The 14978-nt window shown below is 57.0% G+C and carries 16 protein-coding genes; 10 read left to right on the plus strand and 6 right to left on the minus strand.

Translation table 11 applies throughout. The features are described from left to right. Window positions 1-329: 329 nt before the first annotated feature. Window positions 330-2759, minus strand: coding sequence for an ATP-dependent helicase HrpB (gene hrpB / locus ABLV66_RS20755; protein ID WP_348877020.1), 2430 nt, complete (start codon window positions 2757-2759; stop codon window positions 330-332). 72 nt (window positions 2760-2831) lie between these two features. Between hrpB and thpR the strand changes: the two genes are divergently transcribed. From thpR to panD, 9 genes are all read left to right on the plus strand, one after another. Continuing rightward, window positions 2832-3368, plus strand: a complete 537-nt coding sequence (gene thpR, locus ABLV66_RS20760) for an RNA 2',3'-cyclic phosphodiesterase (protein ID WP_047042632.1) — start codon at window positions 2832-2834, stop codon at window positions 3366-3368. Then, the gene (sfsA, locus tag ABLV66_RS20765) at window positions 3368-4084 is read left to right on the plus strand and encodes a DNA/RNA nuclease SfsA (RefSeq protein ID WP_045390098.1); all 717 of its coding nucleotides are present in this window, start codon (window positions 3368-3370) and stop codon (window positions 4082-4084) included. The genes thpR and sfsA overlap by 1 nt, the downstream gene beginning before the upstream one ends. Window positions 4085-4247: 163 nt before the next feature. After that, window positions 4248-4703 (plus strand): RNA polymerase-binding protein DksA, encoded by a 456-nt coding sequence (dksA, locus tag ABLV66_RS20770; RefSeq protein WP_007373199.1) that lies wholly within the window; start codon window positions 4248-4250, stop codon window positions 4701-4703. Between the two features lie 60 nt (window positions 4704-4763). Then, window positions 4764-5645, plus strand: coding sequence for a tRNA glutamyl-Q(34) synthetase GluQRS (gene gluQRS, locus ABLV66_RS20775; protein ID WP_348877021.1), 882 nt, complete (start codon window positions 4764-4766; stop codon window positions 5643-5645). Window positions 5646-5764: 119 nt separating this feature from the next. After that, on the plus strand, window positions 5765-7162 hold the full coding sequence (gene pcnB, locus ABLV66_RS20780; RefSeq protein WP_072056452.1) for a polynucleotide adenylyltransferase PcnB: 1398 nt from the start codon (window positions 5765-5767) through the stop codon (window positions 7160-7162). Further along, window positions 7159-7638: a 2-amino-4-hydroxy-6-hydroxymethyldihydropteridine diphosphokinase gene (folK, locus tag ABLV66_RS20785; protein WP_045390092.1), complete on the plus strand. Its 480-nt coding sequence runs from the start codon at window positions 7159-7161 to the stop codon at window positions 7636-7638. Before pcnB ends, folK begins: the two co-directional genes overlap by 4 nt. Window positions 7639-7758: 120 nt before the next feature. Next, window positions 7759-8550 carry a 3-methyl-2-oxobutanoate hydroxymethyltransferase gene (gene panB / locus ABLV66_RS20790; protein WP_047042642.1) on the plus strand — a complete coding sequence of 264 codons (792 nt, stop codon included), beginning with the start codon at window positions 7759-7761 and terminating at the stop codon, window positions 8548-8550. Between the two features lie 11 nt (window positions 8551-8561). Continuing rightward, window positions 8562-9416: a pantoate--beta-alanine ligase gene (panC, locus tag ABLV66_RS20795; protein ID WP_045390090.1), complete on the plus strand. Its 855-nt coding sequence runs from the start codon at window positions 8562-8564 to the stop codon at window positions 9414-9416. An 80-nt stretch (window positions 9417-9496) separates the two neighbouring features. Further along, window positions 9497-9877: an aspartate 1-decarboxylase gene (panD, locus tag ABLV66_RS20800; RefSeq protein WP_049061440.1), complete on the plus strand. Its 381-nt coding sequence runs from the start codon at window positions 9497-9499 to the stop codon at window positions 9875-9877. 34 nt (window positions 9878-9911) lie between these two features. Here panD and ABLV66_RS20805 read toward each other — a convergent pair whose 3' ends face one another. From ABLV66_RS20805 to ABLV66_RS20820, 4 genes are all read right to left on the minus strand, one after another. Then, complete coding sequence (locus ABLV66_RS20805; protein WP_045390088.1) at window positions 9912-11165, minus strand: polysaccharide deacetylase family protein; 1254 nt, start codon at window positions 11163-11165, stop codon at window positions 9912-9914. Window positions 11166-11221: 56 nt separating this feature from the next. Continuing rightward, window positions 11222-11662, minus strand: a complete 441-nt coding sequence (locus ABLV66_RS20810) for a PTS sugar transporter subunit IIA (RefSeq protein WP_015368202.1) — start codon at window positions 11660-11662, stop codon at window positions 11222-11224. 122 nt (window positions 11663-11784) lie between these two features. Further along, a complete protein-coding gene (locus ABLV66_RS20815; protein WP_045390083.1) occupies window positions 11785-12555 on the minus strand; it encodes an ABC transporter permease in 771 nt (256 codons plus the stop codon). Next, entirely contained in the window at window positions 12552-13478 is a 927-nt protein-coding gene (locus tag ABLV66_RS20820) for an ABC transporter ATP-binding protein (protein WP_015368204.1), read from the minus strand. Before ABLV66_RS20820 ends, ABLV66_RS20815 begins: the two co-directional genes overlap by 4 nt. A 230-nt stretch (window positions 13479-13708) precedes the next feature. Here ABLV66_RS20820 and can point away from each other — a divergent pair, with 230 nt between their 5' ends. Further along, window positions 13709-14371, plus strand: a complete 663-nt coding sequence (can, locus tag ABLV66_RS20825; protein WP_045390077.1) for a carbonate dehydratase — start codon at window positions 13709-13711, stop codon at window positions 14369-14371. A gap of 57 nt (window positions 14372-14428) precedes the next feature. On the opposite strand, the gene hpt is transcribed toward can, so the two are convergent. Continuing rightward, window positions 14429-14965, minus strand: a complete 537-nt coding sequence (hpt, locus tag ABLV66_RS20830) for a hypoxanthine phosphoribosyltransferase (protein WP_015368206.1) — start codon at window positions 14963-14965, stop codon at window positions 14429-14431. Window positions 14966-14978 lie beyond the last annotated feature (13 nt).

The following is a 14978-nucleotide window of genomic DNA, read 5'->3' on the forward strand; positions in this document are numbered from 1 at the left end:
AATACTTCCTCTTGAAGGAGGAAGAAGATATCTCTCAATTTAACACCCGCCGCGCTGCCGCGGCCGACGTCTTTCATATCATCTTCGAAGAATAATTCATTAAACAAATCATATAATTATCTGTTTAAGCTGAAGAATATCTCCGGACATAGCACGAATTGTCCAGGCCACAGAGAATAGCACTAATCCGCGACATTCTTAACCAGCATTTTACAACCGCAAAACGCGATAAACGGTAAAATATGATGTTTTTTAATAACATAAATATTGCGCCGTGTGACTCAGGCCGCCGATTTTCAGAACCGCGCCCACAGCAAGGGCGCGGCGCCTCAGGAGTATTTTTTCGTCCGCCGGGTCGGCGCGGTATTCGCCGGGTCATCCGGCCAGACATGTTTCGGATAGCGTCCTTTCATCTCTTTTTGCACCTCGCGGTACGCCCCTTGCCAGAAGGCGCTCAAATCGCGGGTAATTTGTAACGGTCGCTGCGCCGGCGAAAGTAATTCCAGCACCAGGGGAACCCGCCCTTCGGCAATGCGCGGCGTCGTCGCCTCGCCAAACATCTCCTGCATCCGTACCGCCAGCGCCGGCGGGTTATCTTCATGATAGCGAATAGCGATACGGCTGCCGGTCGGCACCGTGTAATGGGTCGGCAGCTCGCTATCCAGCTTCTGGCGTAACGTCCACGGCAGCCAGTTTTGCAGCGCCTGTCGCAGGTCTACCGCCTTGAGCGCCCGAAGCGAATGCACCCCGGTCATCTGCGGCAACAGCCACGCCTCCAGCGAAGCTAACAGCGATGCGTCATCAACGGCGGGCCAGTCCGCTTCCGGCAGCCACTGCGCGGCGCAGTGCAGCCGCAGGCGCAGTTGTTCAGCCTCCGGCGTCCAGTTCAATACCCCGAGCCCCTTATCGCGGATTCCGTTGAGCATCGCCTGGTGCAGCTCCGCCTCCGACGGTTTCGCCAACGGCTGAGTTTTTATCACCAGCTGGCCAATGCAGCTACGCCGCCAGGCTTTTAGCGTCCCCTGCGCTTCATCCCACTCCACGGTATCGGAGCGTTGTATCAGCTCAGGACGCTGCGCCACCAGTTGGTCAATATCCAGCGGCAGCGCCAGCAAAATTCGCGCATCTGGCGCCGAACTGCCCTGTAGTAGCAGCGGCGCAATTAGCCATTCGTGACGGCCGAGCGCGTCATCGGCATCCAGCATCGCCCCCATGCCGTTAGCCAACTGATAGCGCCCTTCCTGGCCGCGTCGACGGGCGATCCGGTCAGCAAACGCTGGGGCCAGCAACGCCGCCATCCGCTCAGCATCAGGCTGACCGCCGCGGCTGGCCAGCCGCTTCAATAACTGCTGCGCCCGCTGCTGCCAGTTGCCCTGCTGGCGCGCAAACGCGGCGCCTAAGTCACTATTGCCGCCGCGCGGCGGCTCCTCAAGAATAGCCGCCAGTTTCGCCGCCGTCGCCGCGTCATCCGCGGAATCGGCCGCCGTCAGCATGGCTGCCAGACGCGGGTCGTTACCCAGCGCCGCCATTTGGCGCCCGTGAGCCGAAAGGCGTTCGCCCTCCAGCGCCGATAGCGCCGTCAACAGACGCCGCGCCGCCGCCAGATTGATCGCCGGCGGTAGGTCCAGCCAGCGAAGCTCGGCCGGATCGCGGCAGCCCCACTGCAGCAACTCCAGCAGCAGAGCCGATAGATCGCTTTGCAGAATTTCCGGATCGCTCTGCGCCGCCGCGCGCTCCGCCTGCTCTTTCGCCAGCAGATGCAGGCAGATCCCCGGCTCCAGACGCCCGGCGCGACCGGCGCGCTGGGTCATTGACGCCTGGCTTATCCGCTGGGTGATTAGCCGGGTCAGGCCGGTGCGCGGATCGAAGCGCGCGACCCGCTCCTGAGCACTGTCGACCACCAGGCGAATGCCTTCGATCGTCAAACTGGTTTCAGCGATATTGGTCGCCAGCACCACTTTGCGCATCCCGGCGGGCGCCGGGAGAATCGCTTTGCGCTGTTCGCTCAGCGGCAGCGCGCCGTACAGCGGGCATAACAGCACATCGCTGGCTACGCGCTCGCTTAATTGTTCCTGTACGCGCTGAATTTCGCCAACGCCCGGCAGGAACAACAGCATCGATCCCTGCTCCTCACGCAGCAGATCCGCGGCGGCGATCGCTACCGCTTCGGCAAAACGCTGATGGCTCGCCAGCGGCGTAAAGCGACGTTCAACCGGGAATGCACGCCCTTCGGAAACTACCACCGGCGCTTCCGGCAACAGGCGCTGCAGACGATCGTTATCCAAGGTCGCCGACATGATCAATAACTTGAGATCGTCACGCAGCCCCTGCTGAACGTCCAACAACAACGCCAGCGCCAGGTCGGCCTGCAGGCTTCGTTCATGAAATTCATCGAGGATCACCAGCCCCACGCCGGAAAGTTCCGGATCGTGCTGCAGAGTGCGGGTTAGGATCCCTTCAGTAACCACTTCCAGACGGGTATTTGGCCCAACGCAGCTTTCGGCGCGCATCCGGTAGCCTACCGTTTCTCCCGGTTTTTCTCCCAGCAGCTCCGCCAGACGCTGAGCGACGTTACGCGCCGCCAGCCGCCGCGGCTCCAGCAGAATAATCCGGCCATCAATGTTGCCATCGGCGAGGATCTGTAGCGGCAGCCAGGTTGATTTACCCGCGCCGGTAGGCGCGTTAAGCAGCACCTGCGGCGCCTGCTGCAGGGCGGAAAGAAGTTCGGGAAGAATTGCGGCAACCGGCAATGAGGACACGAAAGGCTCCGGAGGTTAACATTCGAGGGCAAGCATTGTAGCATCCCCGTAATTCATTACCGAGTCTCTATCATGTCCGAGCCGAAACGGCTGTTTTTCGCTCTTGAACTGCCGAAAGCGATACAGAAACAGATTATTCACTGGCGCGCCGCCCATTTTGCCGACGATGCCGGAAGGCCGGTCGCCGCCGATAACCTACATCTGACGCTGGCGTTTCTCGGCGACGTCAGCGCTGAAAAACAGCGCGCGCTGTCGGCAATGGCCGGACGCATTCAACAACCGCCATTTACCCTGACGCTCGACGACGCCGGCCAGTGGCTGCGTTCGCGCGTAGTGTGGCTCGGTACCCGCCAGCCGCCGCGCGGCATGCTGCAGCTGGCAAATATGCTGCGCGCTCAGGCAGCGCGCAGCGGCTGCTATCAAAGCCCGCAGCCGTTTCATCCGCATATCACCCTCCTGCGCGACGCCCGCCACGCGGTGCCAATCCCGCCGCCGGGTTTTTGCTGGCAGGTGCCGATCAACGAATTTGTGCTTTATGAGTCCAGCTTTCTCCGCGGACGCACCCGCTACAACGTGCTGGAACGTTATCCATTTACCAGGGAACTCTGATGCTGTTCACTCCGCCTTTGCAGTCCGCCACTTTAATTAAACGTTACAAACGGTTTCTGGCCGATGTCGTCACGCCGGAGGGCCAGGAGCTGACGCTGCACTGCCCGAATACTGGCGCCATGACCGGCTGCGCCGCGCCGGGCGATACCGTCTGGTATTCCACTTCCGATAATCCTAAACGTAAATATGCGCATACCTGGGAATTAACTGAAACCCAACAGGGCGCGGTCATCTGCGTCAACACGCTGCGGGCCAATACCCTCGCGAAAGAGGCGGTACTCGCCGGAAATATCCCTGAGCTTGCCGGGTATAACATTCTGAAAAGCGAAGTAAAATATGGCGAAGAAAATAGCCGAATCGACCTTATGTTACAGGCAGAAGGCCGCCGTAACTGCTATATTGAAGTGAAATCGGTTACGTTGGCGGAAAAAGAGTACGGTTATTTTCCCGATGCCGTTACCGCACGCGGTCAGAAGCACCTGCGGGAACTCATGAGCGTCGCGGCCGCGGGCCATCGGGCCGTGATTTTATTCGCCGTGCTGCATTCGGCGATAGACCGTTTCTCACCCGCGCATCATATTGATGCCAAATACGCACAGCTGTTGATAGAGGCGCAGGAAAAGGGGGTAGAAATTCTCGCCTGGAAAGCGGAACTTTCTACCAAAATGATGACTCTGAATAAGCCGATTGCCGTGGCGTTAACCCCCGGTAATTAAAAGGCTAAATTGTGTCCGGTTCGCGAGCGCAAATACGCTTTTCTTCACAGCGTTGTCAAGTGTAACGTTTAGATAATTGCTATCCGGAAAAGCATCTGCTATTTATAGCGGCCTGATTTTTCCCCCACATGGGGATCGATAGTGCGTGTTAAGGAGAAGCAACATGCAAGAAGGGCAAAACCGTAAAACATCGTCCCTGAGTATTCTCGCCATCGCTGGGGTGGAGCCGTACCAAGAGAAGCCGGGCGAAGAGTATATGAACGAAGCCCAGCTGGCGCACTTCAAGCGCATTCTTGAAGCATGGCGTAATCAACTCAGGGATGAAGTGGATCGCACCGTAACGCATATGCAGGATGAAGCAGCTAACTTCCCGGACCCGGTCGACCGTGCCGCGCAGGAAGAAGAGTTCAGCCTGGAGCTGCGTAACCGCGACCGCGAACGTAAACTCATCAAGAAGATTGAGAAAACACTGAAAAAAGTCGAAGACGAAGACTTCGGCTTCTGCGAATCCTGTGGCGTGGAGATTGGCATTCGCCGTCTGGAAGCGCGTCCAACAGCTGACCTGTGCATCGACTGCAAGACGCTGGCGGAAATTCGCGAAAAACAGATGGCGGGTTAATTCCCAGCTACCTCACTCTCTGGCGGGAGTTTCTCCCGCCTGATTCCCCTTGTGTTTAACATGACCGACTCAGACTATATCGGGCGCTTTGCTCCCTCACCTTCCGGCGAACTCCACTTCGGCTCATTAATCGCCGCCCTCGGCAGCTATCTACAGGCGCGGGCGAAAGGCGGTATCTGGCGCGTACGCATTGAAGATATCGACCCGCCGCGGGAAGTTCCCGGCGCCGCCGACACTATTTTGCGACAGCTCGATCGCTACGGCCTGCACTGGGACGGCGAGGTACTGTGGCAATCCCAGCGGCACGAAGCCTATCGCGAGCGCCTCGCCTGGCTGCGCGATCGGGATCTCTGCTACTACTGCACCTGCACCCGCGCGCGCATTCATAGCGTCGGCGGGATCTACGACGGCCACTGTCGCGATTTGCGCCTTGGCGGCGAAAATGCCGCGCTGCGCCTGCGTCAGACCCGTCCGGTACTGGAATTTTACGATCGGTTGCGCGGAACCATCGTCGCCGACGAACCGCTAGCGCGGGAAGATTTCATCATCCATCGTCGCGACGGGCTGTTCGCCTATAACCTGGCGGTAGTGGTTGACGACCATTTTCAGGGGGTCAGCGAAATCGTCCGCGGCGCCGATCTCATCGAGCCAACGGTACGACAAATTTCATTGTATCAGCACTTTGGCTGGCCTGTGCCAGACTACGTGCACCTGCCGCTGGCGCTGAACGCCGAAGGTAATAAGCTCTCAAAACAAAACCACGCCCCGTCCCTGCCGGAGGGCGATCCGCGCCCGGAAATTGTGCGGGCATTAACATTTTTGAATCAGGATGTCATCGAGGATTGGCAAGCGCTGAGTATTGAAGATTTACTCAAACAAGCGGTAGCCAACTGGCAACCTGCAAAAATCCAGCATTCTCAAATGGCTCCCGCTGAGCTATGATTAGCCGCTATTTTTGCTCGTCGCCCTTCAGGTTGCCCCTGAATTTGCCGTTTAAATGCAACCTGAAGCCCATAGAGTAATGTTTTATCCGAAGTTCGTCTGACACTACGAGGTGCACCATTTTTACCCGAGTCGCTAATTTTTGCCGCAAGGTGCTAAGCCGTGAAGAGCGCGAGGCAGAGGCTGCCGCCGTCGAACAAACGCATATGACGGTGATCCCGCGTGAACAGCATGCAATTTCCCGCAAAGATATCAGTGAAAACGCGCTCAAGGTGCTCTATCGACTGAACAAGGCGGGCTACGAAGCTTACCTGGTCGGCGGCGGCGTTCGCGACCTGCTGCTGGGCAAGAAGCCAAAAGATTTTGACGTCACCACCAGCGCGACCCCGGACCAGGTACGTAAGCTGTTCCGCAACTGCCGCCTGGTTGGCCGTCGTTTCCGCCTGGCGCACGTGATGTTCGGGCCGGAAATCATTGAGGTCGCCACCTTCCGCGGCCATCACGAAGGCCACACTAACGACCGCGTCACCTCCCAGCGCGGCCAGAACGGCATGCTGCTGCGCGATAACATCTTCGGTTCTATCGAAGAGGATGCCCAGCGCCGCGACTTCACCATCAACAGCCTTTATTACAGCGTGGCGGACTTCACCGTACGCGACTACGTTGGTGGAATGCGCGATCTGCAGGAAGGGGTGATTCGCCTGATTGGCGACCCGGAAACCCGTTACCGTGAAGATCCGGTGCGCATGCTGCGCGCGGTACGTTTCGCCGCCAAACTCCATATGCGCATCAGCGCCGAAAGCGCCGAGCCAATTCCGCGTCTGGCCACCCTTCTTCACGACGTCCCCCCGGCGCGTCTGTTTGAAGAAGTGCTGAAACTACTGCAGGCGGGTTATGGTTATGAAACCTACCAGCTGCTGCGCGAATACAGCCTGTTCCAGCCGCTGTTCCCGACGATCACCCGCTACTTTACCGAGCGCGGCGATAGCCCGATGGAACGCATCATCATTCAGGTGCTGAAGAATACCGATAACCGCCTGCATAACGACATGCGCGTTAACCCGGCATTCCTGTTCGCGGTCATGTTCTGGTATCCGCTGCTGGAAATGGCGCAGAAAATCGCGCAGGAGAGCGGGCTGGCCTATTACGACGCCTTCGCGCTGGCAATGAATGACGTGCTGGATGAAGCCTGCCGGACGCTGGCGATTCCTAAACGCATCACCACCCTGGTGCGCGATATCTGGCAGCTGCAGCTTCGTATGTCCCGCCGTCAGGGCAAACGCGCGTGGAAACTTATGGAGCATCCGAAGTTCCGCGCCGCCTATGATCTGCTTGAACTGCGCGCAGGCGCCGAGAACAACCACGAACTGCAGCGCCTGACCAAATGGTGGGGCGAGTTCCAGGTAGCCGCGCCGCCGGAACAGAAAGATATGCTCAACGACCTCGGCGACGATCCGGCTCCGCGCCGCCGCCATCGCCGCCCGCGGAAACGCGCGCCGCGTCAGGGTAACGCATGACCCTGGTCTATATCGCCATTGGCAGTAATCTCGCTTCGCCGCTCGAACAGGTGAATGCGGCTATCCGCGCGCTGGCCGACATTCCGGACAGCCGCGTGGCGAGCGTGTCTTCGCTGTACCGTACGCCGCCGCTGGGGCCGCAGGATCAGCCCGACTATCTCAATGCCGCCGTTGCGCTTGAAACCGCGCTCGCGCCGGAAGCGCTGCTCGATCACACTCAGCGCATCGAACTGCAGCAGGGACGGGAGCGGAAAGCCGAACGCTGGGGACCGCGAACGCTGGACCTCGACATTATGCTATTCGGCGATGCGGTCATTAACAGCGAGCGTCTGACGGTGCCGCACTACGATATGAAAAATCGCGGTTTTATGCTCTGGCCGCTGTTTGAAATCGCCCCACAGCTTCACTTCCCCGATGGCCTCGCCCTTCGCGCCGCGCTGGAAAATCTGGGCGCCGAAAAACCCGCTCTCTGGTAACCCCTACTCCCTTTTTTAGCATTTCCGGCGATAGTGGTAATCGGTTGCCCAAAATCATTGCCCCCCTGAATGCTGCTGTTAGAATGCCGGTTAATATGACTTTCATCATCAGGAAACGTTATGAAACCGACCACCATTGCCCTGCTGCAGAAATGCAAACAGGAGAAAAAGCGCTTCGCCACTATCACCGCCTACGACTACAGCTTCGCTAAGCTTTTTGCCGATGAAGGCATTAACGTCCTGCTGGTGGGCGATTCGCTGGGGATGACGGTACAGGGCCACGACTCCACGCTGCCGGTGACCGTTGACGATATCGCTTACCACACCCGCGCGGTGCGCCGTGGCGCGCCGAACAGCCTGCTGCTCGCCGACCTGCCATTTATGGCCTACGCCACGCCGGAACAAACCTTCGAAAATGCCGCCGTCGTGATGCGCGCCGGCGCCAATATGGTCAAGCTCGAAGGCGGCGCCTGGCTGGCTGATACCGTCAGGATGCTGGCGGAGCGCGCGGTACCGGTTTGCGGTCACCTCGGTCTGACGCCGCAATCGGTGAACGTGTTCGGCGGCTATAAAGTACAAGGTCGCGGCGATGCGGCGCAGGCGCTGTTTGATGACGCATTAGCCCTGGAAGCCGCCGGCGCCCAGCTGCTGGTGCTGGAGTGCGTGCCGGTAGAGCTGGCAAAACGCATTACCGAAGCGCTGACGATCCCGGTTATCGGCATCGGCGCAGGCAACGTGACCGACGGGCAAATCCTGGTGATGCATGACGCTTTCGGGATCACCGGCGGCCACATTCCTAAATTCGCGAAAAATTTCCTCGCAGAAGCGGGCGACATCCGCGCCGCGGTACGGCAGTATATTGCCGAAGTCGAATCCGGGACCTATCCGGGCGAAGAACATAGTTTCCATTAAGGAGTCTTGTTGTGCTGATAATTGAAACCCTGCCGCTGCTGCGCCAGCATATCCGTCGTTTACGCCAGGAAGGCAAGCGCATTGCGCTGGTTCCCACCATGGGCAACCTGCACGATGGTCATATGAAGCTGGTTGATGAAGCCAAAGCCTGCGCGGATGTCGTGGTGGTCAGTATCTTCGTGAATCCCATGCAATTTGACCGCCCGGACGATCTGGCGCGCTATCCGCGTACCCTGCAGGAAGATTGCGAAAAGCTGAACAAGCGCAAGGTCGATTTTGTCTTTGCTCCGGCGCCGGCGGAAATTTATCCGCAGGGTACCGAAGGGCAAACCTTCGTTGATGTCCCGGGCCTGTCGACCATGCTGGAAGGCGCCAGCCGCCCTGGCCACTTCCGCGGTGTCTCGACCATTGTCAGCAAGCTGTTCAACCTGGTGCAGCCGGATGTCGCCTGCTTCGGCGAGAAAGATTTCCAGCAGTTGGCGCTGATCCGCAAAATGGTCGCCGATATGGGTTATGACATCGAGATCGTCGGCGTGCCGATTATCCGCGCGAAAGACGGCCTGGCGCTGAGTTCGCGTAATGGTTATCTGACCGCCGAGCAGCGTAAAATCGCCCCGGGTCTGTATAAAGTGCTGAGCTCGGTGGCGGAAAAACTTGCCGCGGGCGAACGTCATCTTGAGGAAATCATCGCCATCGCCGAGCAGGAGCTCAACGAATCAGGTTTTCGCGCCGACGATATCCAGATCCGCGATGCCGACACCCTGCTGGAGCTCACGGATGCCAGCAAACGCGCGGTGATCCTGATGGCGGCATGGCTGGGCCAGGCGCGTCTGATTGATAACAAAATCGTCGAGCTGGGCCAGTAGTCCGGAACGAAAAATCGGGTTATTTTCTCAAAGCGGATGCCGTGTCCGCTTTGCTACTTAAAGGTTGGAAGGTAGAAGTTATGATGCGTAATATGCTGCAGGGCAAGCTCCACCGCGTTAAAGTCACGCAGGCTGACCTGCATTACGAAGGATCCTGCGCTATTGACCAGGATTTCCTCGAAGCGGCCGGTATTCTGGAAAATGAAGCCATTCATCTGTGGAACGTGACCAACGGAAACCGTTTCTCGACTTATGCGATCGCCGCCGAGCGTGGTTCGAAGATTATCTCCGTCAACGGCGCTGCGGCGCACTGCGCTAGCGTCGGCGATATCCTCATTATCGCCAGCTTCGTGACCATGTCTGACGAAGAAGCCCGCACCTGGCAGCCGAAAGTGGCCTATTTCGAAGGCGATAACGAAATGAAGCGCCTGGCGAAAGCCATCCCAGTGCAGGTCGCCTGATTCTTACGGCGCTGCGCTCAGCCGCAGCGCCGTTTTATCCCTGCGGCTGGTTGCTGATAAGCCGCGACATCGTCTCCAGCGAATCGGTGCGTAAGATATACAACCGCTTCAGCAAGAACGGATTATCCCCCGGTTTCACCTTCCCTCTCACCGTCGTTACCGCCAGATGAAAACCGGCATCGTTCGCCGCTTTGACCGCCGTGGCGTTATAGCCGCCGAACGGATACGAAAGATACAGCACGTGTGGATTAAACTGGCTCAGCGCCCGCCGTGAACGCTCGAAATCAAAGAGAATATTGTGGTAATTCCGGCTAAGTAATATCGGGTGACGGGCGGCATCGACCCGGTGCAGAAAATGGGTATGCGACTGCACATCAAACACGTCCTGAATCTGTCTGAGCTCAGAGATACTCATAAACTGCAGCGATTTCGGATCCCACTTTTGCGGATGACGTTTGATCCGCGATGAGATAATAAATGCCGTAGCGTGGAATCCGTACTGCTTGAGGATCGGATAAGCGTAGCGATTCACCGACTTGAGGCCGTCATCAAAGGTAATCACCACCGAGCGCGCAGGCAGATTAACCTTGTTACGTAAATACCCTTCCAGTTGATACATCGTCAGCGTGGTATAGCCCTGGTCACGCAGCCAGGTCATCTGGTTACTGAAAGCGCGCACCGAGGTGGTGGTCGAGGTATGGCGGAAACGGCTATTTTCTTCATCACGCAGAATATGGTGATAAGTCAGTACCGGAATGCCGTTATCTTCCTGCGCGTCCAGGCTGCTTACCCACGCCAGCCGGTTGCCGATACGAATTTGATACCAGGTCTGATTAAGACGGTCTTTCAGCTTGCTGATAATGGGATAGCGCAGGTTATTGGCTAATGTGCCAAACGGCGGGCTGCCCGCTGACGGCGCATCGTAAACCGGCGTATCTTTCCAGGTCAGCAGGTTCTGGTTGCTCAATGGCTGGTGTAAATCGCCCAGGTTATCCTCAACCCGCTTTGCGCCCTGCACCGGCCCCAGGTGCCCTTTATCAATAAAGCCGGTACCGAAACCAAAATTGAATTCGTAATAGTCTGCGGTAGTCGGTACCACGGCAAGGATTTGCCCGGCGCGAACGTTGCCGACGCTCACTACATGGTTGCCGACCTGCGCCCAGATATCGGCATCTTCCGTGATTTGCATATAGCGTGCGGGGACGCCCTGTTGGCTGAGCAGGCTGGCGGAAACGCTGACTGACGTCAGCAAAAGGAATAGTGTTATGACTCGGGCAAACATGCGCATCGAACCGGTAAACCTGAATGCCGCCATTGTAACAAAAGCGGCATCAATGCTAATGCCTAATTTCCGAACGTGTCATGCAGGAGACGAAAAGGCGGATTTTTTTGCTGCTGATGCCACAGGCTGCTCACCGTGGGGCCTCCAGCGCTAACAATAGCATTACGGAAGGCGTCGCTGCTGAGGGTATAGCGCTGTAAATACATTTCTTCCAGCAATGGATAGCGAATGCCGGAAATGACTTCACAGTGAGTATGCTTGTGGCTCATCAGCGCGGCGGCGCGATACGGCGCGGCACCGGTTTTATCGGTGAGAAAAATCACCCCATCGCCGCAGTCTGTGGCATGCAGCGCGTCGCACATCATGCGGCTCAGCATATTGACGCTCAGATTACGCCAGTAATTCACCGCCCGGCATTGCGCCAGCGGGCCAAACTTTTTCTCCAGACGATCCAGCATCTCCTGCGCCAGCTCATCATGGCAGGTAATTACCCAACCTAACATCGCCTACCTCCTTAGCAGGCAAACAATTTAGCAGGGCAAGCGTTGAGGTAGGGTGATGGGTATCAAAAATTACCGCATAGCGCCCCGGCAAAGTGAAATTAGCGGGGGCGCTTGTAGAGAGGTTAGCTACGCAGGCCGCGCCCGCGCTGGATCAGGTACCAGCACAGAATATAGAAGACCACGATGAACACCACCAGTACGCCAAAGGTGGTCGCTAGCGGGACGTCATGAATGCCGAGGAAACCAAAACGGAAGCCGCTAATCATGTAGACGATGGGGTTGAGATGCGACAGCGCTTGCCAGAACGGCGGCAGCAGCGTCAACGAATAGAACACCCCGCCAAGGTAAGTCAACGGCGTCAGCACGAAAGTCGGGATCAGGCTGATATCGTCGAAGGTTTTCGCAAACACCGCATTGAGCAGGCCCGCCAGCGAGAACAGAATTGCCGTCAAAATCAGCGTCAGGGCGACAAACAGCCAGGAATGAACCTGGAACGGGACGAAGAACAGCGAGATAGCCGTCACCAGAATGCCGACACACAGCCCGCGCGCCACCCCGCCGCCGACGTAACCGGCGATCACCACGTGGGTTGGCACCGGCGCCACCAGCAGTTCCTCAATATTGCGCTGGAACTTGGCGCTAAAGAACGACGAGGCGACGTTGGCGTAGGCGTTGGTGATCACCGCCATCATAATCAGCCCCGGCACGATAAACTGCATGTAGGTAAAACCGTGCATCTCGCCGATCCGCGAGCCGATCAGGTTGCCAAAGATGACGAAATAGAGGGTCATGGTGATCACCGGCGGTACCAGCGTCTGAACCCAGATACGCATAAACCGGTGAATCTCTTTGGTCCAGATGCTTTTCAGCGCGACCCAGTAAAGCTGCATCATGCTGATTCTCCTTTTTTGTCGTGCACCAGCGTGACAAACAACTCTTCCAGACGGTTGGCCTTGTTACGCATACTTAATACCTGCACGCCCTGGGCGCTTAGCTGGGCGAAAACGCTGTTAATCCCCTGCTCGCGCAACACTTCAACTTCCAGCGTCGAGGTATCAACCAGCCGGTACTGATACCCGTCGAGGGTTGGCAGCGGGCTTTTCGGCGCTAGATCGAGGATAAAGGTTTCCGATTTCAGCTTAGCCAGCAGCGCCTTCATTGAGGTGTTTTCCACCAGCTCGCCGCTCTGGATAATGCCGATATTACGACACAGCATTTCCGCCTCTTCCAGATAGTGGGTCGTGAGGATAATGGTGGTGCCTTTATCGTTAAGATCTTTGAGGAAACCCCACATCGAGCGACGTAGTTCGATATCAACGCCAGCTGTGGGCTCATCAAGAATGAGCAGCTTCGGCTCATGCATCAGCGCGCGGGCAATCATCAGGCGGCGCTTCATCCCGCCGGAGAGCATACGCGCGCGTTCATTGCGCTTTTCCCACAGATCGAGCTGTTTCAGATACTTTTCGCTACGCAAAATTGCTTCTTTACGCTCAACGCCATAGTAACCCGCCTGGTTAACCACGATCTGCTGTACGGTTTCGAATGGGTTGAAGTTGAACTCCTGCGGCACCAGCCCTAACTGGCGCTTGGCGTTCACCACATCTTTTTCCAGGTCGTAGCCAAATACGTTAACCTGGCCGGAGGTTTTATTAACCAGCGAACTAATGATGCCGATAGTCGTGGATTTCCCCGCGCCGTTAGGGCCCAGCAGCGCATAAAAGTCGCCGGCTTCAACCTGCAGGTCGATGCCTTTCAGCGCCTGAACCCCGCCGGGATAGGTTTTCTTGAGCTGTTTTAATTCCAGAGCAATGGTCATTAAATATCTCTTCTCGTGTCTTCAAACCTAATTTACCCAAATAATTCATGTTGCAGGAAGGCGGCAAATGAGCGAATCCCCAGGAGCTTACATAAGTAAGTGACTGGGGTGAACGAGTGCAGCCAACGCACCTGCAGCATGAAGTATGACGGGTAAAGGTTGTTTTCAAAAAGGTGAGCTTACCCTATATTAGCGCAACGCACTTACTTGGTTACAGGCCGTAAACGTCCATGAATGATATAGATACACTCATCAGCAATAATGCACTATGGTCAAAAATGCTGGTGGAAGAGGACCCCGGCTTCTTTGCGAAATTGTCGCAGGCGCAGAAACCGCGCTTTCTGTGGATTGGCTGCTCCGATAGCCGCGTCCCCGCGGAGCGCTTAACCGGCCTGGAACCCGGTGAATTATTCGTACACCGTAACGTCGCCAATCTGGTGATCCATACCGACCTGAACTGCCTGTCGGTGGTGCAATACGCCGTTGACGTGCTGGAAGTCGAACACATTATTATCTGCGGCCACTACGGCTGTGGCGGCGTACAGGCGGCGGTCGAGAACCCGGAGCTGGGGCTCATTGATAACTGGCTGCTGCACATTCGCGATATCTGGTTTAAACACAGCTCGCTGCTCGGTGAGATGCCGGAAGATCGGCGTCTGGATACGCTTTGCGAACTGAACGTGATGGAGCAGGTATACAACCTGGGACACTCGACGATCATGCAGTCGGCGTGGAAACGTGGCCAAAAGGTGACGATCCACGGCTGGGCTTATGGTATTCACGACGGACTGCTGCGCGATCTTGATGTCACCGCCGTCAGCCGGGAAACCCTCGAGCAGCGCTATCGCCACGGGATTTCCAATCTCAAGAGCAAGCACGCCAACCATAAATAGCCGCCGCGCTCACCGCCCCGGATAAGGCGTTCACCCTATCCGGGACCGCAACAATAATTACTCGTCCAGCAGGATCACTTTACCGACGTACGGCAGGTGGCGATAGCGCTGAGCATAGTCGATGCCGTAGCCCACCACGAACTCATCCGGAATGGCAAAACCGACAAACTCAACCGGGACGTTCACTTCACGACGGCTTGGTTTATCCAGCAGCGTACAGATAGCCAGCGATTTCGGCTCGCGCAGGCTGAGGATTTCGCGCACTTTAGACAGGGTGTTGCCGGAATCGATGATGTCTTCGACGATCAGTACGTCCTTACCGCGAATGTCTTCATCCAGGTCTTTAAGGATTTTGACATCACGGGTGGTGGACATGCCGCTGCCATAGCTGGAGGCGGTCATAAAGTCGACTTCATGCGGCACCTGAACCTCACGGCACAGGTCAGCCATAAACATAAATGAACCGCGCAACAGACCCACCAGCACCATTTCGCTGCCGCTGTCTTTGTAGCGTTCATTAATTTGACGACCCAGTTCGGCGATACGCGCTTTGATCTCGGCTTCCGGGATCATCACTTCTACAGTATGTTTCATTAAACTAACCATT

Origin of the sequence: Klebsiella sp. CN_Kp073 (assembly GCF_040065495.2) — a bacterium.
Classification (GTDB): domain Bacteria; phylum Pseudomonadota; class Gammaproteobacteria; order Enterobacterales; family Enterobacteriaceae; genus Klebsiella; species Klebsiella aerogenes.